This is a genomic window from Sphingobium sp. B2, from assembly GCF_007693735.1.
In the GTDB taxonomy this organism is placed as follows: Bacteria; Pseudomonadota; Alphaproteobacteria; order Sphingomonadales; family Sphingomonadaceae; genus Sphingobium; species Sphingobium xenophagum.
This window is the reverse complement of record NZ_VDBZ01000001.1, coordinates 1,591,333-1,614,936: the sequence shown is the minus strand read 5'-3', so window position 1 is coordinate 1,614,936 and position 23,604 is coordinate 1,591,333. Positions and strand designations below refer to the sequence as shown.

Genomic DNA, 23,604 nt, shown 5'->3' with positions numbered 1-23,604 from the left:
CTACCGCCTCCTGCTCGTGTAAGGGTTATCCCGGCGCGGCTTCACGCGGCGCTCGGTTTTGGGTTTGTTGGGCTGTGTTGCGGTAGGCTCAGCGGAGGGATCAGCATTCCGCCCGTCGGCATCTGTGCCCCTTGGAACGACATGCTCGCCCATGGCCCGCGCCCACTGCTTAGGCTTCCATTGATCAATGCCCAGACTGACAGAGATGGCGCGGGCATAGATGGCGTTGTCGAGCGCTTCGTTTCGATCCCTAACTTTGTGCCATTCACGACGCACACCGCCGTTGCGCAGCTTCACGAACCGAAGTTCTTCAGCGACCAGCTGCTTGATCCATTCATCACCAAGCCCGTCTGGCAGGTAAATGTAGCCGTCCGGATACTCTTCGCCGTCGACAGGCTTATCCAGTCCAAGCTGGCCGTAGAGCTCCATTTTCAACATCGACGTGCCGATGTTCCACAGGCGGACGCCGCGCTTCAGTTTGCGGCCGTTGACAGTGACATCCTGCCAGGTGGGCGAGCCGATCGCCTGCTGTGCGGCGATGCTTTCGCGCCCCTTCACTGCCATGGCAAAGCCAGGATGGCGGCGCGCCCACTGATAGACCTCCATGGTATTCTCGCCGTCTCCGGAATCGACAGCCACTCGCGCGAGCCTCAACTGACGACCGTCTTCCGCTTCCCAAGTTCGAGCGACTTCCTGATCGAGCTTGGCCCAAGTGCGCTTGTCGGCAATCGGGCCGAAAACTTCCACACGCTCGACAAACGCGCGCTTCTTGCCTGGCCCAAATGCCCAGATGTCCATGTCGATGCGACCACCGCCGCCCCGCTGGACATCTGCCGCGCCAATTAGCAGTCCGGCCCATGCTGGCGGGGTGCCCAATCGCATACCCTTCTCCCGCCGGTCATAGAGACGCTGCCATTCCGGTGCCTCGCCGCGCTCGGCCCATGCCTCTCCCAGAACCTGATTGACGAAGGTGCGGAGCAGGTTGGGATCCTTGCGGACCTCCATGAACTCGCGGGCGATCTCCAGCCATGCGGCGCCGGGATGCTGACTGTAGGCGGCCCAGATGTGGAACGAGCGGTGACGAGGGAAGGCACCTGGATTATGTGCGCGCCACTCGCCATTCTCATCCATCCAAGGCTTCTCAGCCTCGGAAATTTCGCAGCCGTTCTCGCACTGATACCAAGCGCGGGTCGGATTTTCCCTCGGTGCCCACCTGATGCCAGGGCCTGTGCCGTCGCCGAAAACCAGCGTCTGCATGTGGCCGCAATCGGGGCAGGGGACGTACCGATATTCTTGGCTGCCCTGCTCGAACATCGCATCGATGCGGCTGAAGCCTTTGACCTTGGGCGTCGAGCCAGCCGCACTGAAGCGCCGGGGTGATGTCAGATTGCGCTTATAGGCAAGACGGGCCGGGTCGCCTTCCTCCTTTGAGGCCCACGGATAACCGTCACATTCTTCCAGAAAGACGTCGTCGGATGTGACGCGCCGAAACTCTTTCGGGCTGTTCGCGCCCTTGATCTGTATCCAGCCGCCCTTGTACCGCTTTGCGCGGATCTGGTTGTCCGAATGCCGCGGCTTGAACTGTGCGACCGTTCGAACCACGGGCCATTGAAGCACCGGATCGAGATCGTCGCGGCTGAACTTTTCAGCGTCATCGATCGTCGGCTGGTAAATGAGCGTGCGCGCCGGATCATACTTGATGCGCCATGCGACGAAGGATTGCAGAATGGTCGAATAGCCGATCCGGCTGCTCTTGCGGACCGATACCTGCGATGTTTCCGGGTCGGTAAAGGCATCCGCCATGTCCGACTGAAAAGGGAACGGCCGGATTTTGGCGCCGTCGTCCGATCTGGCATGGTCGCACATGAACTGCGACAGCTTCGGCCTGATCTTTGGTGCGAACGCTGAAAGCCAGTGCTGGGCAACGATCGCGCCATCGACGCTCGTGACCCGCAATGCCTCAGTCGCCTTCGTCTCCTGGGGCTTCCTCGTCATCCAAGCCCCCGCCGACCGCCTCCTCGATGCGCGTCATGCTGAGATCTGTCAGCACGTCATTGATGGCGGTTTCGATCCTCTTGCGCAGTTTCGTGTCACCCTGGGCAACCTGCGCGCCGATCTGTTGAAGCCGGGACACGGCCATGATGATGACGCCTGCGCCGGCGGCGATCATGTCAGTGCGCGACGCCAGCTCCTTGCGGCGCTCGGCGTTATCCATCGCCTTGCCATCTGCCTGTTCCTTGGCGAGGCGGGCGCGCTCCGATTCCAGGTCGAGGCTATCGGGATCATGCCGCCCGATCTTGATGTTGACGTAGGCTTCAAGGTTCTCAGCCCAGCTCGCGCCGTCGGCGGGAAGATCGCCCTTCGACCGCAATTCACCGATCCAGCGACTTGAGCATCCAAACAGGGCGGCGAGGTGCGGCCGGGTCGGCTCGTTCAGGTCGATGTCCATGCGCTTCCCTGGTCGATTACTGTGAAACCCGCATAAAACCGTAGTTTATTACTTGAGGGAGGAAGAACTAAGGCGGTTTTTGTGGCTAGCGAGCTTCTGAGCCTTTGCCCCCCGTACTTCCTCATTGGCCGGAAAGGACCCAAGGGGTGGGGTGGTTCGTTACGTCGTCGCGCAACAATGTTACGCCATCCGCCTGCTGGTGGCAGGGCTGGGCGCCACGATTTGAATACTCGGCGACGTCAGCCCCTCCCGCGCACCACGGCCCGTGCCTCAGACACAATGCGCTCCACCTCGCTGATGATCCGCTCCGCCCGACCGATGGACCGCGACGGCTCACGCATGTCGAAGGCCAGCATATGCAACTCGCCTGCAAGCCGTTCCATCTGATCAGCAGGTGAGGGCGCTTGGATCACATAATGTGCTCCGGATATGACAAGCGCCCGAAAGCCGTCTGGCTCCGGGCGCAATTCCTATGCCGTGATATGTGCCACAGGTGGCACCCCGGCGCAATACCCTATCCAGTTCGAATGTAGGGCAATGCGCAGGTCGTCAGGCGCGCCAGCGCCTGCAGGAACTCCTCGCGGATGATGCCCGCATGCCTACCAGACTTCGGTACGATCTTGGTCTTGAACTCGCCCTTGACGATCCACTGCTGCTCTCTGCTTCCCCATCGCGCTATTGCGACCTGGGCATAGCTCTTGTCCTCCAGCGCCACGGCGCGGAGCGTGTGGACGAGGGCGCCAATGCCGACCTCAAGAAACTGATGGTCCGATGATGACATGAGGGCGGCAAGCATAGGGCCTTCACCCAGACCACCACCAGCATCGCGGTTGAGGACCGAGCGAACCGGCGACCGCTGACTTGCCTCATAGCGGTTGCGATAGTAGCGCAGGCACCGCAGGTCATCGGCGCTGATGCCTGTTGCCTCTCGACGCGCCAACTCCTCGAAATAGGGTTCCCGGCGGTATGCCTTGCCAATGGTGATGGACTTGCCACCGGGCACCGTGTCGACGATGTCCTGCAGCCCATATTGCGCATGCCTCATCTGCTCGCCGGTTGGACCGACGATGTTGTGATTGATCCGCTCTTGCCTCTTCGCTGCCGCCCGACGTCGACCCATGATGCTCGCTCCGTTCTTCTCTTGTTCTTACCGCTGTTCACCATCGCCCGCCAGAGGCGAGGCGAGGATGCGACCCAGCCGCGCCGCTTCATCGGCCGTCAGAAGCGGCTGGGGTTCTTTCCATTCGCGCTCGTGCTTCATGATAATCATGCTGGCCCGGTTGGCGCGAGCCATGCGCTTTGCCCGGATCGGCGCGACGATCTCTTCGATCTCCGCGACGGTCGGGAAAAAGCGGCATTGGCGCAGGATGACATCGAAGGCAGCCTGAAGGTCGGGCAATGCATGACGGCTGAGAGTGCGGCGGTACAGCATCATCCGCTCGTCAGCCTGCTCCCGAGTGAGGCCGCGCGGGCTGGGCATCATGTTGGCGACACGGGTCATCATCTGATTGACCTGATACTCGGTCGCTTGCGGCGGCACGGCCGCCGCGACGTAAGCGCGCAAATAGCCTGCGCTGACCGGGCCGACAACAGGCAGGTCATTGAGGCCAAGACGTTGATCGAGCAGCGTGTTCAGCTTCGAAGGCAAGTCCGGCTCCGACCAGCTGATTGCCGCCGCGGTCCTGGTACTGATGGCGGTTTGAGCGTTCATTTCGTCCAATCCTGTCGTCGGCCTGTATTAGCCAGTTGATCCATGTTCGTTGCCAGCTGGTCTTCGCGCCGTCCTTGCCGGGCTTGGCGATCCAGTAATTCCGGAACTTCTCCAGTTCCCGCGCCACCGCTCCTGGCGGCCAACCAGCGACCATGTCGGCGGTGGGACCGATAACTGGATCCGGCACCCAATCATCCGGCAACCGGGTGCCCTTGCGCGTGGGTGCGGATTTCGCGGGGGTGTGGGTGGGGGCGGGGGTTGGTTGGGGGTTTGGGGGAAGGAAGGGGGAGGGGGCGGGAGAGGGGGTCTTGTCCGCAATGTCCGCTTTGTCGGCGGACTCCACCGGATGTCCGGTGGACAGCTTCGCCCGCGCACGTTCTTCGCGCCTACGATTACGGTCGTATTCACGGCGCTTTTCGGCCACGGGATCTGATGGAACGGCCATGCTGGCTTCCATTTCAGCCACGGCTGCAACGATCGCGTCCGCAGGCATCCCTGCGGCGAGCATATGCTTCAATGCAGACGCGATGACACTCACTTGATCCATCCCCACTCGCGCACCGCATCAAGCGCCTCTTCCGGCTGGCGTATCATCGCCCAGGGGAAGCCCCAGCCGACAAGCATGTCACGCCAGTCTTCCTGATCGTCCGACAGGTCGTTGCCGATCTCCCGCTTCACCTCGATGAAGCCGATTTGCAGCTGCCGACGGCCAAACAGGATCAGGTCGGGAAAGCCGGGGCGCAGGCCATCCTTGCGCAGCGCCGCCATCTGCTTGATGCGCGCCAGCTTATCGCCCGCAAGGTGCGCGCCGTTCGGAACGGCCACAGCCTCGATGCGCTGCATGGCGAGGAGGCGGATGGCGCCGCGCTGGACGGGCCGTTCTGCCATGCCAGCGGTAGCCGATCGCTTTCGCCCGCTCGTCGTGCGCGGCGCTTTGAACCATGATGCTGCCACGGTGGCCTATTCCATCCCCAGCGCAACAAGATAGGTCTGGAGGATGGCTTCCATCTCCTGCCGGTCATGCGGCTGCATTTTGCGCAGCTTGATGATCTGGCGCATGATCTTCGTATCGTAGCCGGTCGCCTTGCCCTCCAGGTAGACATCCTTGATGTCGTCACCGACACCCTTCTTTTCCGATTCAAGTCTTTCGATGCGCTCGACCAATAAACGCAACTGGTCAGCTGCTACGTTTCCTTCGCTCATGCTACGTGTCTCCAAATTCGATTACGTCGGATTAGGCTGATGGTGGACACGGAAACTCCGTAATCTTCAGCGATCGTGCGGCTGACCTCACCTTTTTCGAGGCGGCGGCGTATTTGCGTGACGCGATCATCGTCAAGCTTTGCGCCGAACACGTCAGCGCCCCTGATATCAGTGCCATGCCGAATGCGATCATGCTGGTTGTCGACGCCGGTACCCCAGCGCAGATTGCTCAATGCGCAGTTCTCGGGGTCGCCATCGTTGTGACAGGCCTGAGCCCCCTCAAACGGCTCAGCGCCGCAGAAAGCGGTTAGAACAAGCCGGTGAAGGCGACACGTCTTGACCACGCCCCGGTTTGAGAGGGAAACGATGAGGTATCGACCGGTGAGAACCGGCGCGATGCATTTGCCTGGAACGCCCAAAGAGCGGGCAGGTGCTTCCAGATCTCGACGTATCCGGCCCAAGTTGCTGACTTCGTACAGGCCCTCATAATCAGGGACTGGAAGCCATACCTCCCGAACGTCAGACATTGGTGTTTCCCTCCGGGAATAGTGACCCCTGCGGGTCGGGATGTTCTACGTCCCAGCGAGCGAGGTCACCCTGGGCCATGATCAGCGCTGCCGTAGCCTCGTCGTCTTCCGTGACTGCGGCGCGCAGCTTTGCCTCGGCCCGCTCCATGCGCTTGCGGCAAAGGGCGATGACATCCTCCAGCCGCATGCGCTCCACATGGTCCGGCTCACTCGTCACTCGCTGATCTCCATGCCGAGATATGCGCGGGCGAACACAATGGGCCGGTCGGCGTGGTCGGCCGGGATATCCAGCCGCTCGGCCGTGCGCTCCACCAACCTGCGGATAGCGTCGCGCAGGCGACCGCACCCATCACGGTAGGCACAAATGCGCAGGGTTAGCTCCGCGTCACCGATAGGCGGCAGCTTCTCTTGCGTCGGCGCGTAGCGACGCGCGTTCGTCACCGATGGTGGACGCCGTGGCATGTCAGACCGCCAATGCCAGAGCGCCCTGGCGGCGGTCGCGTACAGTCCTACTCATCAGCACATCTTCGACGGCGCGAGCAGCGTCAGGCCACGCATCGAAGGCGCGGGAGAATAGCGCGGATGCCATAAGGCGGTCACCTTCGAGCAGGCATCGCAGGCCATCGGTAAGATCGCGCAAGTTCGGATCAAGTCCGTCCAACGCGTCGTCCTCGTGGACATAACCCAGGTTGACAGCCTCGTCGTGGAACAGGTCAGTGCCAATCCGGGCCTCGACTTCTAATTCGAGGTACTTTGGCAGCTCATCGAAACTCGCGATGGCCCGACGGTCGCAGGCATTCTGCAGGACCTCGAGCATCTCTTCGACGGTCACGTCTACGGTATATGTTGTCATCGCTTCCTCCTTACGCGCGCATGGGCATGACGCCGGCGATCACGCCCGGCCGGTCGTCACTGGTGATGAGGATCAGATCGCTGGGCGCCCTGCCAAAGCCGAGTTCTACCTTCGGGATCGGACCGAACATTTTGACGATCGACTGGGCGTATGTGAGGTTGATGCCGGTCGTGAGGTCGTCACCAACATATTCGCCGTCCATTGGCTCGATGGACCTGCCGCCATCCTGTGCCGTGCCGGACGCCTCGCAATGATCGCGTGTCAGTTCGAGCCGGACGGCGCGCGTCATGCCGTCAGATGCACTGCCTGCGGCACGAACCGCCCGGTCAAACTCGCCCGCCTGGATCGACATGCGGCTGGCATGATCGAAGCGGAACACGCGGCGATACGCAGGATAGGATGCATCCACGAGCTTGCCGGAAATGATAGACCGGCCGACCTTAATTTCGAATTTGCTGCCCGACAGGGCGAGCTCTGCCTGTGCGCCCTCTGGCGCATCCTCAAGAAGGTTGCATATGAGGCCGACAGCCTTTGTACCGATGATACAGTCTGGCGCACCGGCGGCGCCAGCCGGGGCAGGGTGTGTCACTTGAATTACGCGATGGCCGTCGGTGCTGGCCATCACGATGTTGCCTTCTACCACCTCCACGAATACGCCGCAGAGATAGTAGCGCGTCTGCTCGGAACTGACGCAGACGCGGGCGACATCGAGGATGCGGTGCAGGGGCGCGGCATCCATGGAGAATCTCGTTGCATCGGCGGCCGGCTTTGAGGGCGGGAAGTCAGTGGCTGACAGGGTCATCAGCTTGCGCGTGGACCGACCCTGTCGGATCGTGACCGCGCCCTGGACGTAGCTGATGTCGATGGCGCCCGGCCGTAGCGTGCTCAACGCTGTTATCAGTCGTTCGGCTTCGACCGTCGTGTCGATTGTCGGACCGGCATAATCTATCGTCCGCGATGACCAATGATCCAGATCCGTCGCCGTGACGGTCAAAAGGCTGTTTTCGGCGCGCAAATGCACGTTGGACAGGATCGGGATGGTGTTGCGACGCTCCACCGTTTGACTGACGGCGCGTGTCGCTGCCAGCAACGTGTCACGGTCGACCCGCAATGTGTCGGTAGCGGCGGGACGTTCGAGGGTATCGACTTCGGGCATAGGTGGTCCTTTCAATGGCGAAGGAAGGCGATGGTGCGGTCAGTGCCCCAGCACAGCGCGCACGTTGCGCAGCAGTCGGTCTTGCCGGTCTGGGCGGGGCAGATGATGTGAGGCGTCGTCTCGTCGCGCTCGATTGTTTCAGCGCCCAGGGCGTGAAGGCCAGCGCCGGAAAAGCGCAGGGCAAACCGATCCCAGCGATCGAGCGATGCTCGCAGCAGCTCCGCCCCAATCTCGCTTTCCGGCGCATGGGCTGTGTATCCAAAGACGCGAAGGGCCGGGAACCGGTCGAGCGCGACCTGCCAATACCGGGCATAGGCAAGGCTGTAGAAGTCGCCCAGAATGTGCAGGCGCACGACGAAACCGCGCGGGTGACGGCGGTTCAATGCCATCAACTCCGCGTCCAGCTTCGCCTCAAACTCGGCTCCGCCGATATGGCGGCGTGCATAGGGCATGTTGTTGCCATAACAGCTGTCCCACTGCTGGCAGGCGCGCGGGCAGGTTGCGCGCTCCTCCAGCGTCAGGGTGAAGATACGCATCCCTGTCCACCGTCCTTTGGTCACCTTCCTGCCGATCTTGCGCTGGTTGATGCCGTCGATCAGCACGCGAGGAGACTGGGATGCGTGGACGACCGTCGAGGGGAATAAGGTTCGACCCTGCTCGCGCGCAGCGTGCCCCGGCATCAGCACGACGCCGCCGCGCCGCCCGACTGGCTTGGCAATGCGGTGCTGTGGTCCACCATAGTCGCGGGGCGGGTGCCTGCCTGTTGCGGCGGTCATGCCGCCTGCTCCAGATCAAGGAGGTCGAACAGGGACGGCACCGCCTTCTGCGCTTCCGCCTCGCGCAGATAGGTGACGCTGTGCGCCCAATAGTCAGGGTTCAACTCGCTCCCGGCACCACGGCGCCCGGACAAGATCGCGCGCATGGGAACAGTGCCCAGGCCGCAAAACGGATCGTAGACGAGTTCGCCCCTGGCGGAATATCGCTCGATCAGCCGGTCGACGATGTCGAACTGGAGCGGGCAGACGTGCTTTTCCCGACCCTTCTGAACCTGGTTGGCATTGAGCGTGCGCATGCGCACCACGTCATCCCATACGTCAGGGTGATGGCTGCCCGGATCCATGGCCATGAAGGTGCGTGGCAACTTCCCGCGCGCATCGTTGCCTGCGCGCGCTTCGATTTCCTCGCCGATCGCCACATGGGCCTTGAAGCTGTAGATGATGTCCCGGCTCTCTTCTCGAAACCGCTTTGCCAGACGGCCAGTCGCCATGTTCGCAAACCGGTCCGAAACCTCCCACAGCTCCGGGATGGTGAGAGGGCGCTCGCCGCTCGATCGCCAGAGGGCATGCGCATCGATCTGCCACCGCGCCAGGCTATAGTCGTCAGCGCTTTTCGCGACGGGGCGGTCCGCATAGCCGCGACTGCGGTCCGTTTGGGGCTTGCGCATCAGCAGCACATATTCCGGACTGCCCACGCCCATCTTGGTGCCGTCCTTCAGCATCTCACTGTATGACAGGCGATAGGTCTGATTATTTTCGCGGACTACGTCGGTGACGACCGTGATCATGCCCATGAACTGGAAGCCGTGGCGCATGAAGTGGAACAGCGTCTCGGCATGAAAAGGCGATACTGTGGGCACACCTTCGCCCGTGACAGAGCCGAACAGGATCCGGTCCTTGACGTGGATGCAGGCGAGCCGACCGGGGGCGAGCGCGCGGTATAGCTCGGGGGTCAGGAAATCCATCTGCGCGAAGAAATGCGCGTTGTCGTCGGTGTGGCCGAAATCATTATAGCTCGGCGTATATTCATAGTGGTTGGCGAAGGGGATCGATGTGACGATTAGGTCGAGCGACCCTTCCTCCAGCCGCTGCGCCTCCGCGACGCAGTCGTTATGCGCCAGCGTCCAGCCTTCGCCGCTCGCTTCCCGCCGGTCGCAGCCGATGGAGCGCTTCACATTCTCGGCAGCCGCGGCGTGGTTCAAGCCATACTCACGGATGAGGTCCGACATGGTCGTACGGAACTCTTCATCACGCGCCCACTTCTCCTGAAGGTCGCGAACGACCTCTCGCTCTGTTTCGGCGTGGATGATGTCGATCTCGACCGGGTGCGCCTGGCCGAAGCGCTGGACGCGGTGGATCGCCTGGATGAAATCGCGAAACTTGAACCCGACACCGGCGAAAATCTCGCGGTGGCAATGGCGTTGAAGATTGACGCCACCGCCGAGCATGATCGGCTTTGCGCCGATGAGGGCGAGATCGCCATCGGCGAACCTGCCGACAATCTCTTCCCGCACGTCCAGCTTTTGCGACCCGAAAACCGTCTCACAGGTGGGCAGGGCAATTTCGATGGCGCGGCGCTCATCTTCCAGATCGTGCCAGATGATGAAATGATCTTCCGGAGCGGCAGCTACGATCTCGGCGGCCTTGGCGATGCGGACGTCGAGCGTCCGGCGCTTCTCGCGGCTGGCCTCTACCACGCCGAGCGCGGTGTTGCGGATGAGGCGCCCCTGACCATTGCTTTCCGGCTCAGTGTCGGCGATGTCGGCCTCTACACAGTGCCAGCGCACGGTGATGGGCGGCAGGTCATACCCTTCGTCGGAAAAGCCCAGATCGCTCGGGCGCTGGATGCACACGGCCCAGCTATTCACCCACGTCCAGAACTCATCCCGCTTATGTTCATACAACGTGAGATCGCCCGCTTTCTCGCTGTTGCGCTGGAAGAATCGCGTCAGGGCCTGCCCGGTGTCCATGATGCCGAGGAACCCGGCATAGTGGATCATTTCCTTGTAACGGTTTGGCGCCGGAGTAGCGGTGGCGACGTGGCGGTACGGTACCGCTTCGAACAGTGGCAGGAACTCCTGATAGGTTTTTGAGCCATAGGAGCGCAGCACGTCGGCCTCATCCAGGCTGGCCCAGCCGAACCGGGAGACGTCGATCTTTCCTTCCCGCACGCTCTCATAATTGGTCAGAATGATCGGGCATCCGCGCGGCTGGCAGCGCAAGGCTGCGTCCTTCAGAATGTGATCGATCTCTGCGTCGGATTGCGCAAAAGCGACAGGGATGCCGAGCAGCGCTGCGTCGTTGAAGAACTCGCGGCGGACATTGAGAGGCAGGATGATGATGCCCCAGCAATTCGCCTTGGCGCAGATGAGCGAGCCGATAAGCAGCTGCTGCATCGTCTTGTGCAGGCCGAAGCTTTCGAACAGCGCGCGGCGGCCGCCCTCGACCGCCCACCGGACGATGTGGCGGACGTGATCCTTCATCGGACGGCCGTCGGTCAGGTGCGTGGGGATTTCGTGCAGGTCGCAGGGGAAGCCCACCGGCTGGGCGAGCGGAATTTTCGCCTCCAAAAAGGCCCGGTAATCAGGGTGCAGTTCGTCGATCGCGGAACTACCCATCGGTAGCGCCGCGCTTGTCGCGCTTGTCATATCGTCACTCCTGGGCCGCTCCGCCCGCTCAGTTCAGTCTTTGATGATGTGCGCTCGAAGCGTCGGAATCAGTGCCTCTGCGCGATCGGAGAAAATTGCGCGTTCGCGAGGATCGATGATGCCATCGGCCAGAAACTCATTACCGTCCGCAACAAGCAGAGACGCTTGAGCCAGTGCGCGGCGCATGCAGGCTGCCTCCTCGTCGTCGATGCGCGGCGGGGCGCAGAAGCCCATGGCGGTGTTGATCTTCGCCCAGGCGGCGGCTGGCAGCTGGGCGAAAACGCGCATCATCAGCGGTGCCGGCATCGCTGGCGGCGACTGCTCTACATAACTGCGCAGCGTGCCTTCCTTGTCGCCCGTGCGCTCGGCCAGATCCGCCCAACTCATGAAACAGCCTCGCCCAACATATTTACGCAGCTGCTCGGCGATGATCCGTTTTCCGACATCGTCTGAAAGTGAGTGGTTCAATTCCATGGTGAAACCTTCGCAAACGCGGCAATCCAGCCGCTATGGAACAGGGAAAACATCATGCGGCCTCTCGCTGCGCATGCGGGCAACTGCGATTGGAGCAGGCGCGGATCGACGTATCGTCCAGCCGAATGTCGCAGGTTGCGCAGAGGGCTGGACGCCCGACACCCGCCAACGCACATCTTGCGTCGCAACATATGTTGTCCGCCGGCCAGTTTTTGGGATCACGAAACCAATCAAAAAGCCGGTCAAGACTGCGGCTCGAGCAACCGGCACCATCGCGCAGTCGGTCGAAAAATGATCCGCGGTTCACAACAATGGTGGCGACGCGCGCGAGTGACCTTCCGCCATGTATCGCTACTTGCGCGGCATACGCATCAGCAACCTTGAGCAGCGCAGCTTCGTAAGACATGTCCATGAAACCGATTTACGGCATATATGCCGCATCGTCAACGGCAAATCTGCCGCATGACCAAACGGTGGTGTTGCGGCATAAGTGCCGCATGGCAATGGCTATAGATATTCTTGTTGATCGCATTGCTCAGCGAGTAGATGCGCTCGGCATCACAGAGCGCGACGCTTCGATCAAGGCGACAGGCAAGCCTGACGCGCTCCGGTATATACGCGTTAGAAGGGCCATGCCGTCCGCCGACCGGCTGGCCGCGATCGCCAAGGCGTTGGAAACCACACCAGAATGGTTGCTGGGGCAAGCCCCCGGCGCAACATCTGACAGTCCGGTTGTAGTCGGCGCCGCTGACGGCGACGGAGCAGTGTCGCTGAAGCGCATCAACCTCGGCTTCGCAATGGGCGATGGCTCCAACCTTGACGACTATATCGAGGAGGGCACCTTTGAATTTGACCCAAACACCCTGCGCTCGCTGACACATTCGCCCTGGCATCGGCTGCTCATCGCGCACGGCGTAGGCGATAGCATGCAGCCGACCCTGCTCGACAGCGACATGTTGTTGATCGATACGCTACAGGCGCGTCTCAACATGAGTGATCGCATTTGGGCAATCGCGCTGTTCGGTGCGGGAGCCGTTAAACGCCTGCGGCCAGCCGCAGGCGGAAAGGTGGAGATCATTTCCGACAATAGCTTGCACGATAAGCAGTTGGTAGATGCAGAAGATGTGCAGATTATTGGCCGCGTGGTATGGTCAGGCCGCCGACATTAATTTTATTTGGTTTGGGGGTGAACATGAGCGAGGAAGTTCGAAAAGCAAATCCGGGCGCTGGCTGGATCGGTCTTGGCGTTCTTTTGCTGGCAGCATCTATCGGCTTGCTACTCTTTTCCAGCAACATGAGCCCGACTGTTGAGGCATCATCCTATGACGACTTCGGGCGGGCCAGCAAGGTATTTAATCTCGGGCTTCTACAGCAGCAGATGATGATCTTTCAGGCTGGCCTTGTCGGCCTGGTCCTGTCGATCGCTGCATTTGCAACCGCAGCGATCGTCCGTACTCTCTCGAGTGTGCGCACGTGACGCGATAGAGGCGTGTCTCAACTCTCCCTCATCATCGTCGGTACCGACCACCCGAACAAGGACCGGACGAACCGCCGATCGGAAATCCTCTGGTCCCATCCGGGCGAGGAAGTGCATCTCGTGCCTGAACCCAGAAACCCGGTCGACCACCAGGCCGTAGCCGTGTTCAGTACACGTGGCGTGCAGATAGGCTACGTCCGCGCCGAACAGTGCCAGCTGATCCGCAGCTATCTTACGCGCGGTCGCATCACAGGCGCGATATTCCAGGACCAGCACGAAAAGGGAGCGATCATTCGGATAGGCATGGACGGGGAAGCTCCGAACCTGCCGGAAGTCGCGCTCAAATCAGCGTCCGAAGACAGCGTTTTTTATCCGGATTGGATGCCACCGGACGAATGATGCGGCATATATGCCGTATTTCTAGTTGACACGGCAAATATGCCGCATGTATTGTCACTCCATCACCTGACGCGCCGCGCATCCGGCCGGCCGCCACGGTGGGGAGGTTACGATGGCAATCCCATCCTACATCATCGGCGCAGCCGCGGCGGACACATTGTCCCGCCTGGGCAACCTTCAGCGCCTGCCGGGCCAGTACCGCACCGTCGATCTCGTCAACATCGCTGGTTACTGCGCGACCGAAGCGCATGACCTGCTGCTGACCGACGTCAGCCTTGCCCGCGAATTTCTCCTGAACGGCGCCAGCCGCATGATCCGCGCTGCCGAGCAGCTGGAAATGCACGACGCCAGCCGTAACGTCGTGCCCATGCGGGTGGCGTCATGACCGCTGCCGTCTTCTTCTTCGCCGGTCGCGCGCTGATCACCCTCGCGGGCCTCTGCGCGTTTGGCATCATCCTGCGCCAGTTCCAGCTCTACGCCGACAAGGCGATTTGCGCACTGCTGATGGAGAAGGTTGACGATGCCCGCCCCTGAATCAGAACCGCCCGTCATCGGCATGCACCCGGCTGTATTCGCGCTGATCATTGCCGTAGCGGCCGGCTTGTGGGTCGGCTGCTTCAAGCTCATGGCTGCCGCGTGCCGCGCAACCGCAGCGATTATGGGTGCTGGGCAATGATGAACATCAATTACGCAGCGCTCGCCTTCGCGCGCCTCATTCGCCTTCGTCGCCAGATACCCGCTTCTTCCTTGCCTGACATGTGCGTCATCACCCCGACCGCACAGCGGGCAGGAGCCTCGGACGGCCTTTACCCCTCCCAGGGGCCGTCATCTGATCCACGCGGGTCGGCCGTCGAGGCCGGTCGGCCCGCCAACCAATCTGATCCGGGCGACGAATGCGTCTGTCCGGTCTGCGCCAGCGACTGCGGGGAAAAGGCGTAATGGCGCAGGCATCCTATGGCCACATCGAAAGAGATGCGGTGCATATCGATTGCTGGCTGACGATCCATCCGGGCGATCCGAAAAACTGGAATAGGCGGCCAAGTGTCAAGCTGACGGCTGGCGAACCCGCGCTCGATCGGCGGGAGAGGGCAATCAATGTCAGGATAACATTACCCCTGGCTCTATTCGAGACGCCCAGCATCGTTGCCCGGATCGACGTGGCCGAACCCATGGCGCCCGTCACGATCGACACCAGCGCGATCGCGCAGGCCGTCAAGGCGGCTATCGGCATGGATATTGACCTGCGCATCGTGGAGCCAGGCGAATGACCAAGTTTGGAGCCGACACCTCAAAATTCACTATTGGCATGAGCCGCTGGGGGCCGGCCCACTTCGTGCGGTCCAGTTCGGAGGGGCGCGAAGCTCACTGTCGACGCAACCCGGCATCATGCGTGTTCTGCCACGAGCTGGGCGTCCCTCAGATGGAGCCGGACCCGTTTGACGCCGCCTGCGAACGTCTGCGGGCCAACTGGAGCAAGCAATGGGTCGAGAGCGACCGGCTGCCCGGCGACCTGCGTGACGACGAGGTTTGGCCAGCCGACGGCCTGCACATCGCTGCCCTGGATGATGAGACCAGGGCACGAACGATCCTCGTCAGCTTCGGCGACAATCACGCTGCGATGGGCGCGCTGAGCGCGATCGTGGCTGTCCACAATGAGATGATCGGGAGGCCGGATTGATGTTCCAGGGACTTTTCATAGACGGCTTCGCAGGCGGCGGCGGTGCCAGCACCGGCATTGCGTGGGCGATCGGCCGCGACGTTGATCACGCCATCAACCATAGCGAGACGGCCATCGCAATCCACAAGGCGAACCATCCGGGCGCGGACCACCACTGCACCGACATCCGGATCCCCATGTTGCCGCAGATGGTGACCAAGGGCGAACGGGTAGCCGGCGCTTGGTTTTCGCCAGACTGCAAGGAATTCAGCAAGGCGAAGGGCGGGCCGGTCAAGGATCGGTCGATCCGGGCGCTGTGCTGGGAAGTCGTCGCCTGGCTCAAAGAGGTCCGGCCAACCGTCGGCTATCTAGAGAACGTCGAAGAGTTTGAATATGCCGCGCCGCTCGACGACGAGGGCTTTCCGATCAAGGGGCAGGAGGGGCGCGAGTTCAAGCGGTTCGTGAAGGCGATCCGGGCGCTGGGCTACAAAGTCGCCCACAAGATCTTACGCGCGTGCGACTATGGCGCTCCGACCAGCCGCAAGCGGCTCTACATGATCATGCGCTGCGACGGACTGCCCATCGTCTGGCCCAAGCCCACGCATGGGCGACCGGATTCGTCGGGCGTGAAGAGCGGAAAGCTGTTGCCCTATCGCACGGCGGCTGAGTGCATCGACTGGTCCATCCCATGCCCCTCGATCTTCGGGCGCAAGAAGGATCTGGCTGACAGCACCATGCGGCGGATAGCGCATGGGGTGATGCGCTACGTCGTGAATGCGGCCAAGCCTTTCATTGTCGGAACCGCTTTCACCAATACGCGTGCGGCGCGGGTCTTTGACCCGCAGGATCCTGTGCGGACAGTCACGACGCAGCCCGAGTATGGTGTGGTTGATGCTCTCTTGGCTCCGCACGTCACCAAATTCTACAGCACTGGCATTGGCTCGCCGATGGATGGGGCGATGCCGACAGTGACGGCCAATGGTCAGTCAACGCGACCAGCCGGGGCTACGCCGCTCGGCCGGGCGGAGGCGGTGCTGGTCCCGCACATTATGACCAATCGAAACGCGCAAAAGCCTTTCACGGCAGCCGACGAGCCGACCCACACTATCACGGCGGGCGGAGCGCATCAGAACGTCGTCCAGGCTGCGCTGGTGACCTACGGCCAGCACGGCGGCCACAATCGCCCGGTGGATGAGCCTCACCACACCGTTGCGGCGTCAAAGAAGGATACGAATGGTGTCATTGGCGCGACATTGATTGGTGTCGGGGGGCGGCGCGGCCAAAGCCCGCCAATGTCTATGGTTGGCCCATATCCGACCACGACCGCAAAGGCCGACGCTGCCGTTGCCACGGCTTTCCTCTCGCATTTCTATTCGAGTAATACGAACGGCGGCGAGGGGCGACCGGATACACCAGCAAAGACGATCACTGCCGATGGTCAGCACCATGCCGTCGTCACTGCTCATATCGAGCAGGCGAATGGTGGACCGCGCAACACCCGATCAGCGGGCCGTGATGCTCGGCGGCCGCTGTCTACTGCTACGACGACAGGATCGCAGCAGCGCATTGTTGAGACGACGCTGGTCGAGGAGGGGGATTTACCGCCCGAGTTGATGGCCAGCGCGGTCAAGGTCGCGTCGTTCCTCGTGAAATATTATGCGACGGATGGCGAGAACGAAGCATCTCAAAGCCAGCCTGTCGATCGGCCACTCGACACGATCACCACAAAGGCCCGCTTTGCCGTCGTCACTGTCACGATCGACGCGGTCAACTACATCATCGTCGATATCGGCCTGCGGATGCTCAAGCCGCGCGAGCTGGCCCGGGCGCAGGGCTTTCCTGACAGCTACGTCCTGAATCCGGAATGTTGGTACACTACCGAGAAGGGAAACCGTAAGTTCGGACCGCTGCCGATCGCCATGCAGATCAGCGCGATCGGCAACAGCGTTTGCCCGCCAGTGGCGCGCGCGCTCGTTGCTGCGAACCAGCCGGGTCTGCCTGAGATGAGGATGGTGGCATGACCCGCATCCGCCTGGTCCTAAAGCCCAAGCCACCACCTCCGCCGTTGCCGCCTTTCGAGTGCGCGATCTGCGAGCAAATCATCGAGCGCGATCCTTATTCACCCGATCATGAGGCGCCGCCCATCTGCTGGCCCTGCGGCTGGCTCGGCCAGAACCGCCTGCAAACCCACCAGCTTCCCGTTTCAATGTGGGGTCCGTTCCGTGCCGCCTACGCGCTGTTGGCGACCCTCGATAAGGAGATTGCGCGTGCAAGACGCACCCAGTGATATGGGCGACCGCTACAGCCTGGACATGATCGTTCGCGGTATCGCCGACGACCTCATTGCCCTGCGCGCCGGGAACATCAGCATCAAGGATGCGCAGGCCCGGGCGCTGCTCGCCAAACAGTATATGAACGGTGTTCGGCTCGTGATGAATGCTCGCAAAAGCCTGGAGGATGGCGCACGTCCGGCCGCGATAGGCGGAGGCCGGGCGGGGGAGGTGGATCATGGCTGATCGGCCGATCCTTTTCAGCGCCCCTATGGTTTGCGCCCTTCTCGATGGTCGAAAGACGCAGACACGCCGGGTCATGCATGTCCAGCCGCCGCGACAGGAGGATTTCCCGCACTCGCCTATTGGCATCGGGCGCAGGGTCGCCGATGGTGTGAAACTCTTCAGCCTCAACGACTATGCGCGACTGCCCAAGCACCCGACGAAATGGGACTTGGATGGCGCTGTAGGTGTTGCCCGCAAAGCTGGCTTCCCCATGGAATACGACGCGCGGTTCGCTGTCGGCGATCGCCTATGGGTCAAGGAGACTTGGCGCGCGCACCGGGCATTCGATGATCAAAAGCCTAGCCTGATAGGCACAGAGGCGCGCGTTTGGTACGAAGCAGACCGGGACAATTGCGATCAGCATGGCAAGGTCCGCGTGTCCATCTTCATGCCGCGCTGGGCCAGCCGCCTCACGCTAACCGTTACGGACGTCCGCCTTCAGCGCCTCCAGGAGTGCAGCGAAGCCGACGCGCTCGCGGAGGGCGTGGTCGAATATGAGCCGACTATGGAGGATCCAGCCGAGTTCGCGGCCTTCGACGGCGCAAGTGTCTTCAACAATGCCGTGTCGGCCTATCAGGATCTCTGGAATCGCATCAATGGGCCGGGCGCGTGGGAGGCGAACCCGTGGGTGGTCGCTGTCACCTTCGACGTAAAAGAGGGCAACATTGATGGCTGACCAGCCGCGCCCCTTCTACGAATGGCACGAAGATCACGGCGACGTCATCTGGTGGCTCTGGCCGATCGAGCAGGCGCCGTGGATCGGCACGCCTCTGGATCTCGGCCGCGCCGTCAGCTTCGACATCACCGTTCAAATCGGGATCGATGTCTTTGAGCTCCAGCCGCAAAAGGTGGGCGACACCGGCGGCTGGCCTTGGGCGGACGCAGACGACGAAATGGAGGCTCGCCTATTCTGGACGCCATTGCCCGACGGCAACACGATAGACGAAGCGATCCGTGATTACATCCGGGGCGGGCCAGATCCGCTGAAGGATCCGCCCGCCATGGTGAGTGACGGGCTGGAAGAGGGGCGGGCGGCCATCGCCGTCCTGACCCAATCCCTATCGGACCCCCAAAAGCGCCTGCTCTGCCGCCTCCAGCCGCACGGACCAGCCGACGGAGATGGACAGGACTTCACCTATGTCGTGGAAACGCGCGGCTTCGGCCTCGATACCTGCGCGGCGCTCGCGCGGCGCGGGATCATGGTCGGCGGGGAGGGCTATTCATACCAGAACTGCAATCGTGGCTATTGCCGACTGACGCGGCTCGGAATGCACATTCGCGCGCGGCTGTTGGCTGAAAGGCGGGAAGCATGACTTGGCCCAACCTCACCGACGCGCAGCGCCGCATGTTGATCGACAGCGAACCTGATGACCGGACGGGGACCGAAGGCTGTGGCGTAGAGCTACGGACCGGCGCGGACTATGCCGTTGCTAAAGCGCTGGAGCGCCGCAAGCTCGGGCACCGGGAGGGGCCGGGCGGTTCTTTGCCGGGCATGTATTGGAGCAACGCTATGGGCCTGGCCGTGCGCGCTGCGCTTAAAAGCCGACACGGACGCGCGACCCGATACACTATGCCGGACGGCCGAAGCTTCATCGTCACTGGCCGCTACTATCTTGCGTCCTGCGACCGTTGCGGGTGGGTCGGGTCATCTGAAGAGTGCGGCACGGACAGCGGTTTTGACGACAGCGATGTCTATTGCCCGCGCTGCGAAAGCCCGGGCGCCGACTACGGAAGCGAGGCGAACACAGCCAGCGAAGAGGTGATCGAGCCGTGAGCCAGTTTCATGTCCATCTGACCGACGGCGACATTACTGCCATGGTCATTAAGGCGATCGACGTTAAGCAGTTCGGCGCGTGGCCGCGCGCGGTTGAAGTTGGCGTCGGAATTGGCCGGGTAATCGGCCAGCGGGAGGCGCTGGAGCCACTGGACGATGGCATCCGCACCGTCATTGAAGGCGCACTTGAGATCGTCCGCGAGCACGATCCGGGGATGGGCGGCCTGATCCACAACCTCGAACGGCTGGACCGATGGCTTCAGCGTTATCCCTGCCGGGGTCGCCCGGTCGAAAATAAGGAGGCTTAGCCTTGGGCGCCCCGGCACATCAGGTGACGTTCAACACGCCGCCCTTCACCTTCACCCGCGACGAGGCTCTGCGCTACACCGGTCTGGCGCCCAAGATGTTCGACCATCTGGAGCAGGCGGGGTCTATCACCGGCCGCCGGTTCGGTCGCAACGGGGCGACCGTCTATCTGCGCGAGCAGCTCGAGAAGGTGACCGCCAACCTGTTCGGCGCGGTTTCGACGGACATAGACGACGAATTCGAGGGCATCGGTGGCTAAAATCCGTCTCCCGCGGTACCTGCGCGCAAAGAGGCTCGCTGATCGTAGCACCGCTTATTTCTGGGAGCGCCCCAGCTGGGCGAAGCCGCCAGCCGAAAAGCACGGCCGGACATGCCCGGTCGATTCGGAACCGCTCGGAAAAGAGTTGTCGGCGGCGATCGATAAAGCAAACCTGCTGAACGCCGCCTTAGATGACTGGCGCACGGGCGTGGAGGGCAAGCCAGCCGAGGGCACGGTCAAGGCCCTGTTCGGCTGGTATCGCGGCCATGTACGCTATCTGGAGGCCAGTCACCGCACGCGCGAAGATTATCGCGAGATGATGGCGCACGTCGAGGCGGTCCAGCTGAAGACGATGACGTTCGGCCAACGCCGCGCGACCGAAGTTAATGCTGGCCACGCCGACGCGCTCTATCGTTACCTGGTCAAAGAGCGTGGGGCAAGGCAGGGCGCTTATTGCATGCAGGTCTGCCGCCGCGTCTGGAACGAGGCGATTCGGGCGAAGAAGGTCAAAGACCCGAACCCCTTCGCTCGCATGGGCATCAAGATGACCGCGAAGAAGGGCAACCGGGCGAACACGCGCGCCGAGTACGACCTGTTCCGCGCGACCGCGCGAGAAATGGGCTTTCAGTCGATGGCGACCGCTGCGGCGATCTCATTCGAGCTGCTACGCCGCGTGTCCGACGTGTTCGGCTACATTCTGGAGCCAGGGGACGAGGAGCGGGGTTTCTTCTGGGAGGATTACCAGCCGGGCATCCAGTTCGCGATGCGCCAGGGCAAGACGGGTGACATGCAGATCATTCCGCTGCGCGGTGACCCGGATCCTGACAGCGATGATCCCGAGGTGCGCGATCGCGGTCCTCTGCTCTATCCTGAGCTGGAAGCTGAGCTGGCGCGCATGGTGCGGGGCAGGGGGCACATCGTCATCAGCGAGCAGAGCGGCAAGCGCTTCACCGAGCGCGAGGTCGGGCGGCGGCTGCGGGCGATTCGCGAGAAGGCGGGCCTGCCGACCGACTTCACCATGACCGGGTTTCGCCATGGCGGCGCGACCGAGATGGGCGATGCTGGTATCTACGACATCCGGCCAGTGTCAGGCCATCGGACACTGCAACAGACGGCCACCTACAACAAGGCGACGCAGGAGAAGGCGCGCAGCGCTGGAACTGCGAGACAGCGCCATATCGCCGAGCGGGCGAGAAAGGGCAAAACAGGCTAAGGCGTTAATCCTGGTTGCGGACGCTTTTTGCATGCTTTGCTTGGGCGAAAACGTCGTCGATCGCGCGACTAACTTTTTCAACGCTACGGCGCGCTATTTCACGAGATGACGGATGCCCAGTTTCGTGCGTACGTTGCCCGCTTGCCCGTTGGTCAAACAAACCGATTGCCATGTCGACCTCCTATCAGGCGCCGTTGTCGGCGTTGTTGGTTGATAATTCGTTACGCCCATAACGACGGGCGAAGTATCGAGGGTTCAACGAAGGATCGAAATAATGTTTACGCTTCACCCAGACGAAGCCCTCCGCGCGCGTTATCATCGCGACATCGATAGGACCACCCACCGACTCGGCATCTGCTGAAAACTTTCTTTTCAGTGAGGTTATGTGCACGAGGCTTTCCGAGAGGGCGGCAAGCTCCTGCTTCGGCATCGAACGTACCATGTCAGAGAATTCGGTCCGAAGTCGGTTTAGATGGTCAGGTATGATCTTTTCACTGAATTCTTGCATGATTGTATCGACAGCAGGCCCGACCGCTTGTTTCACGTCATCGCTTGCATCTACCAGCAATTCAGCGAGATTTGCCTTCAACGACTGAAGTGAGCCGTCAAAGTACGCTCGACAAAGATCCAGAAAATCGGCGTCGAGGCCATACATGAAGCGATCAACCATCTCTTTCTGAGCGAAAGGAATGATCGCTGCGTCTGGAACCAGTTTACGATCAACGTCAAATTTCGTCATTTGCATGTATTTCAGCTTTCCGGCTATTCGGCCGTAAACTTCAAAAGCAATCAACGAAGGAAAAATTTCATCTTTACCAAAGCCCGCGAAAACCAGGCCTGTAACTTGAGAGCGCGGATATTCTTTGAGAAGAGACCATGCAATAAGTAGCGTAATTTGATCACGCCGCTCATCCGGGAGGTAGTCTCCATCAAAGACTTCTTCGACAAGCTCCTCAATGCATTCGCCATGATGCTCTATAGCGTCATCGACGGAAATGCCGTCGAACCATTGAGAATCCGGCTCGTTTGCAAAGACTTCTATCTGATTATCTAGTTCGGTTCGAACAGATGCATCGATCTCTGCCAGCAATTTGTCGAGTGAACCGCCAGCATCATCCGATCGCGCCTCTTGGAAGTGCATCTCAGTAATCGCATTAATCAGATTGCGAACATCAAAAGCTTTCTGTGCGCATAAAGCCCTTATGTTGGCATCGATTGTTACCGGCGGAGTGTCGATCTCTTCAACGTGGCGCAAAAAGGCAACTGCATAGTCGAAGACTTTAGCGAAGTGGCTGGTACAGGTTCTATCCCGATACATTTTAACAATCGACTCGACGGGAATGCCGCTGATCTCAGGCCGGTTGTAAACCATGACGCCGATAGGATCGTGGTTGGTGCCCTCGAAGATTTTGTCTGCTGAGTTGTAGACCTTACTGCTTGAGCCATTGGTGATCGTTACAGCGCTGTCGGCGGCAAGTGTTACGGCCATCTTGTTCAGCAACGCGATCTCGGCCGTCATTCTAGTCTCCCCGAATCATGGGAAGATTAACCCTCTCGAAGAGAATTGCGAACGGTAATTGTCGGAATACTGTCGGAATAAGCTGTCGGAACGCAGAAATCCGGAAACGCCGAAGCGCGCCGGAAAATCCAACGTTTACAGGATGGTGCGGACGGCGGGACTTGAACCCGCATTTCCAGGGGAAGGCGGATTTTAAGTCCGCTGCGTCTACCGATTTCGCCACGTCCGCGTGCCGCATTCCCTGACGGCTGGCGCGGATCAGGTCAAGCCGCTGTGATCAGCTTTCGCCCTTGACGTTCAGCCGCTCGCGCATTTCCTTGCCCGGCTTGAAATAGGGGACGCGCTTGGCCGATACCGGCACTTGCTCCCCGGTGCGCGGGTTGCGCCCGGTGCGGGCTTCGCGCGCGCGCGTCGTGAAAGCGCCAAAGCCGCGCAGTTCCACACGACCGCCCGACGCCAGCCGGTCGACAATCTCGCGGAAGAAAAGATCGACGATCTTCTCCACCTCCGCAAGGTTCAACCCCGGATTTTCATCAGCCAGTTTCTGGATCAATTCCGAACGGATCATTGGTTGTCCAGCGCCCCTCTGCCGTGTCCCATCCATTGCATAGAGATTTGGCAAGGCGTTGACAATGAGGGAACAAGAAG

At 61.3% G+C, this 23,604-nt stretch carries 35 protein-coding genes and 1 tRNA gene; 16 read left to right on the top strand and 20 right to left on the bottom strand.

All coding sequences use genetic code 11. The annotated features are described in order from the left end of the window. The 16 genes from FE851_RS07925 to FE851_RS07855 all read right to left on the bottom strand — a co-directional run bounded on the left by FE851_RS07925 (nucleotide 1) and on the right by FE851_RS07855 (nucleotide 11,797). Nucleotides 1-1,995, bottom strand: a complete 1,995-nt coding sequence (locus FE851_RS07925; RefSeq protein WP_261370875.1) for a phage terminase large subunit family protein — start codon at nucleotides 1,993-1,995, stop codon at nucleotides 1-3. Beyond that, nucleotides 1,961-2,449 (bottom strand): terminase, encoded by a 489-nt coding sequence (locus tag FE851_RS07920; RefSeq protein ID WP_145201372.1) that lies wholly within the window; start codon nucleotides 2,447-2,449, stop codon nucleotides 1,961-1,963. Before FE851_RS07920 ends, FE851_RS07925 begins: the two co-directional genes overlap by 35 nt. A 239-nt stretch (nucleotides 2,450-2,688) precedes the next feature. After that, entirely contained in the window at nucleotides 2,689-2,862 is a 174-nt protein-coding gene (locus FE851_RS26045; protein WP_186378863.1) for a hypothetical protein, read from the bottom strand. A gap of 101 nt (nucleotides 2,863-2,963) precedes the next feature. Next, on the bottom strand, nucleotides 2,964-3,569 hold the full coding sequence (locus tag FE851_RS07915; protein WP_145201369.1) for a hypothetical protein: 606 nt from the start codon (nucleotides 3,567-3,569) through the stop codon (nucleotides 2,964-2,966). A gap of 27 nt (nucleotides 3,570-3,596) precedes the next feature. Next, nucleotides 3,597-4,097: a hypothetical protein gene (locus FE851_RS07910; protein WP_145201366.1), complete on the bottom strand. Its 501-nt coding sequence runs from the start codon at nucleotides 4,095-4,097 to the stop codon at nucleotides 3,597-3,599. Then, nucleotides 4,048-4,698, bottom strand: coding sequence for a DnaT-like ssDNA-binding domain-containing protein (locus FE851_RS07905; RefSeq protein WP_145201363.1), 651 nt, complete (start codon nucleotides 4,696-4,698; stop codon nucleotides 4,048-4,050). Before FE851_RS07905 ends, FE851_RS07910 begins: the two co-directional genes overlap by 50 nt. Next, nucleotides 4,695-5,048, bottom strand: coding sequence for a VRR-NUC domain-containing protein (locus FE851_RS07900; RefSeq protein WP_145201360.1), 354 nt, complete (start codon nucleotides 5,046-5,048; stop codon nucleotides 4,695-4,697). The genes FE851_RS07905 and FE851_RS07900 overlap by 4 nt, the downstream gene beginning before the upstream one ends. A gap of 72 nt (nucleotides 5,049-5,120) precedes the next feature. Then, nucleotides 5,121-5,363 (bottom strand): DUF2312 domain-containing protein, encoded by a 243-nt coding sequence (locus tag FE851_RS07895; protein WP_145201357.1) that lies wholly within the window; start codon nucleotides 5,361-5,363, stop codon nucleotides 5,121-5,123. Further along, a complete protein-coding gene (locus FE851_RS27260; RefSeq protein ID WP_145201354.1) occupies nucleotides 5,360-5,890 on the bottom strand; it encodes an NUMOD4 domain-containing protein in 531 nt (176 codons plus the stop codon). Before FE851_RS27260 ends, FE851_RS07895 begins: the two co-directional genes overlap by 4 nt. Further along, a complete protein-coding gene (locus FE851_RS07885; protein ID WP_145201351.1) occupies nucleotides 5,883-6,107 on the bottom strand; it encodes a hypothetical protein in 225 nt (74 codons plus the stop codon). Before FE851_RS07885 ends, FE851_RS27260 begins: the two co-directional genes overlap by 8 nt. Then, the gene (locus FE851_RS07880; protein ID WP_145201347.1) at nucleotides 6,104-6,331 is read right to left on the bottom strand and encodes a hypothetical protein; all 228 of its coding nucleotides are present in this window, start codon (nucleotides 6,329-6,331) and stop codon (nucleotides 6,104-6,106) included. The genes FE851_RS07885 and FE851_RS07880 overlap by 4 nt, the downstream gene beginning before the upstream one ends. Before the next feature lie 22 nt (nucleotides 6,332-6,353). After that, a complete protein-coding gene (locus FE851_RS07875) occupies nucleotides 6,354-6,743 on the bottom strand; it encodes a hypothetical protein (protein ID WP_145201344.1) in 390 nt (129 codons plus the stop codon). A 10-nt stretch (nucleotides 6,744-6,753) separates the two neighbouring features. Continuing rightward, nucleotides 6,754-7,899, bottom strand: coding sequence for a DNA polymerase III subunit beta (gene dnaN, locus FE851_RS07870; RefSeq protein WP_145201341.1), 1,146 nt, complete (start codon nucleotides 7,897-7,899; stop codon nucleotides 6,754-6,756). 11 nt (nucleotides 7,900-7,910) lie between these two features. Beyond that, nucleotides 7,911-8,675, bottom strand: coding sequence for a hypothetical protein (locus FE851_RS07865; RefSeq protein WP_145201338.1), 765 nt, complete (start codon nucleotides 8,673-8,675; stop codon nucleotides 7,911-7,913). Continuing rightward, nucleotides 8,672-9,904 carry a DNA methyltransferase gene (locus FE851_RS27255; RefSeq protein ID WP_409994498.1) on the bottom strand — a complete coding sequence of 411 codons (1,233 nt, stop codon included), beginning with the start codon at nucleotides 9,902-9,904 and terminating at the stop codon, nucleotides 8,672-8,674. Before FE851_RS27255 ends, FE851_RS07865 begins: the two co-directional genes overlap by 4 nt. A gap of 1,452 nt (nucleotides 9,905-11,356) precedes the next feature. After that, nucleotides 11,357-11,797 (bottom strand): hypothetical protein, encoded by a 441-nt coding sequence (locus tag FE851_RS07855; protein WP_145201335.1) that lies wholly within the window; start codon nucleotides 11,795-11,797, stop codon nucleotides 11,357-11,359. A gap of 410 nt (nucleotides 11,798-12,207) precedes the next feature. On the opposite strand from FE851_RS07855, the gene FE851_RS07850 reads away from it, so the two are divergent. The 16 genes from FE851_RS07850 (at nucleotide 12,208) to FE851_RS07780 (ending at nucleotide 21,437) form a co-directional block, all read left to right on the top strand. Continuing rightward, a complete protein-coding gene (locus FE851_RS07850) occupies nucleotides 12,208-12,966 on the top strand; it encodes a S24 family peptidase (protein WP_186378775.1) in 759 nt (252 codons plus the stop codon). A 23-nt stretch (nucleotides 12,967-12,989) separates the two neighbouring features. Beyond that, nucleotides 12,990-13,274: a hypothetical protein gene (locus FE851_RS07845; RefSeq protein WP_145201329.1), complete on the top strand. Its 285-nt coding sequence runs from the start codon at nucleotides 12,990-12,992 to the stop codon at nucleotides 13,272-13,274. A gap of 12 nt (nucleotides 13,275-13,286) precedes the next feature. Continuing rightward, nucleotides 13,287-13,673, top strand: a complete 387-nt coding sequence (locus FE851_RS07840) for an HIRAN domain-containing protein (RefSeq protein WP_145201325.1) — start codon at nucleotides 13,287-13,289, stop codon at nucleotides 13,671-13,673. A gap of 112 nt (nucleotides 13,674-13,785) precedes the next feature. After that, nucleotides 13,786-14,058 (top strand): hypothetical protein, encoded by a 273-nt coding sequence (locus FE851_RS07835; protein ID WP_145201322.1) that lies wholly within the window; start codon nucleotides 13,786-13,788, stop codon nucleotides 14,056-14,058. Continuing rightward, nucleotides 14,055-14,207: a hypothetical protein gene (locus FE851_RS26040; protein ID WP_186378774.1), complete on the top strand. Its 153-nt coding sequence runs from the start codon at nucleotides 14,055-14,057 to the stop codon at nucleotides 14,205-14,207. Before FE851_RS07835 ends, FE851_RS26040 begins: the two co-directional genes overlap by 4 nt. Nucleotides 14,208-14,611: 404 nt before the next feature. Then, a complete protein-coding gene (locus FE851_RS07830) occupies nucleotides 14,612-14,941 on the top strand; it encodes a hypothetical protein (protein ID WP_145201319.1) in 330 nt (109 codons plus the stop codon). Then, nucleotides 14,938-15,351, top strand: a complete 414-nt coding sequence (locus FE851_RS07825) for a hypothetical protein (protein ID WP_145201316.1) — start codon at nucleotides 14,938-14,940, stop codon at nucleotides 15,349-15,351. Before FE851_RS07830 ends, FE851_RS07825 begins: the two co-directional genes overlap by 4 nt. Further along, nucleotides 15,351-17,351, top strand: a complete 2,001-nt coding sequence (locus tag FE851_RS07820; RefSeq protein ID WP_145201313.1) for a DNA cytosine methyltransferase — start codon at nucleotides 15,351-15,353, stop codon at nucleotides 17,349-17,351. The genes FE851_RS07825 and FE851_RS07820 overlap by 1 nt, the downstream gene beginning before the upstream one ends. Further along, nucleotides 17,348-17,617 (top strand): hypothetical protein, encoded by a 270-nt coding sequence (locus FE851_RS07815; RefSeq protein WP_145201310.1) that lies wholly within the window; start codon nucleotides 17,348-17,350, stop codon nucleotides 17,615-17,617. The genes FE851_RS07820 and FE851_RS07815 overlap by 4 nt, the downstream gene beginning before the upstream one ends. Before the next feature lies 1 nt (nucleotide 17,618). Then, nucleotides 17,619-17,846, top strand: a complete 228-nt coding sequence (locus FE851_RS07810) for a hypothetical protein (protein ID WP_145204229.1) — start codon at nucleotides 17,619-17,621, stop codon at nucleotides 17,844-17,846. After that, nucleotides 17,839-18,561, top strand: coding sequence for a hypothetical protein (locus FE851_RS07805; RefSeq protein WP_145201307.1), 723 nt, complete (start codon nucleotides 17,839-17,841; stop codon nucleotides 18,559-18,561). The genes FE851_RS07810 and FE851_RS07805 overlap by 8 nt, the downstream gene beginning before the upstream one ends. After that, nucleotides 18,554-19,198 carry a hypothetical protein gene (locus tag FE851_RS07800; RefSeq protein ID WP_145201304.1) on the top strand — a complete coding sequence of 215 codons (645 nt, stop codon included), beginning with the start codon at nucleotides 18,554-18,556 and terminating at the stop codon, nucleotides 19,196-19,198. Before FE851_RS07805 ends, FE851_RS07800 begins: the two co-directional genes overlap by 8 nt. Then, nucleotides 19,195-19,659, top strand: a complete 465-nt coding sequence (locus FE851_RS07795; RefSeq protein ID WP_145201301.1) for a hypothetical protein — start codon at nucleotides 19,195-19,197, stop codon at nucleotides 19,657-19,659. The genes FE851_RS07800 and FE851_RS07795 overlap by 4 nt, the downstream gene beginning before the upstream one ends. Further along, nucleotides 19,656-19,967, top strand: a complete 312-nt coding sequence (locus FE851_RS07790; RefSeq protein WP_145201298.1) for a hypothetical protein — start codon at nucleotides 19,656-19,658, stop codon at nucleotides 19,965-19,967. Before FE851_RS07795 ends, FE851_RS07790 begins: the two co-directional genes overlap by 4 nt. 2 nt (nucleotides 19,968-19,969) lie before the next feature. Then, complete coding sequence (locus tag FE851_RS07785) at nucleotides 19,970-20,224, top strand: hypothetical protein (protein ID WP_145201295.1); 255 nt, start codon at nucleotides 19,970-19,972, stop codon at nucleotides 20,222-20,224. A gap of 145 nt (nucleotides 20,225-20,369) precedes the next feature. Further along, a complete protein-coding gene (locus FE851_RS07780; RefSeq protein ID WP_145201293.1) occupies nucleotides 20,370-21,437 on the top strand; it encodes a tyrosine-type recombinase/integrase in 1,068 nt (355 codons plus the stop codon). Nucleotides 21,438-21,441: 4 nt separating this feature from the next. On the opposite strand, the gene FE851_RS26035 is transcribed toward FE851_RS07780, so the two are convergent. The 4 genes from FE851_RS26035 to FE851_RS07765 form a co-directional block, all read right to left on the bottom strand. Next, on the bottom strand, nucleotides 21,442-21,609 hold the full coding sequence (locus FE851_RS26035; protein WP_186378773.1) for a hypothetical protein: 168 nt from the start codon (nucleotides 21,607-21,609) through the stop codon (nucleotides 21,442-21,444). 12 nt (nucleotides 21,610-21,621) lie between these two features. Continuing rightward, nucleotides 21,622-22,956 (bottom strand): hypothetical protein, encoded by a 1,335-nt coding sequence (locus FE851_RS07775; protein WP_145201290.1) that lies wholly within the window; start codon nucleotides 22,954-22,956, stop codon nucleotides 21,622-21,624. A gap of 143 nt (nucleotides 22,957-23,099) precedes the next feature. Beyond that, nucleotides 23,100-23,185, bottom strand: a tRNA-Leu gene (locus tag FE851_RS07770). A gap of 48 nt (nucleotides 23,186-23,233) precedes the next feature. Continuing rightward, nucleotides 23,234-23,524 (bottom strand): integration host factor subunit beta, encoded by a 291-nt coding sequence (locus tag FE851_RS07765; RefSeq protein WP_017182696.1) that lies wholly within the window; start codon nucleotides 23,522-23,524, stop codon nucleotides 23,234-23,236. Nucleotides 23,525-23,604 lie beyond the last annotated feature (80 nt).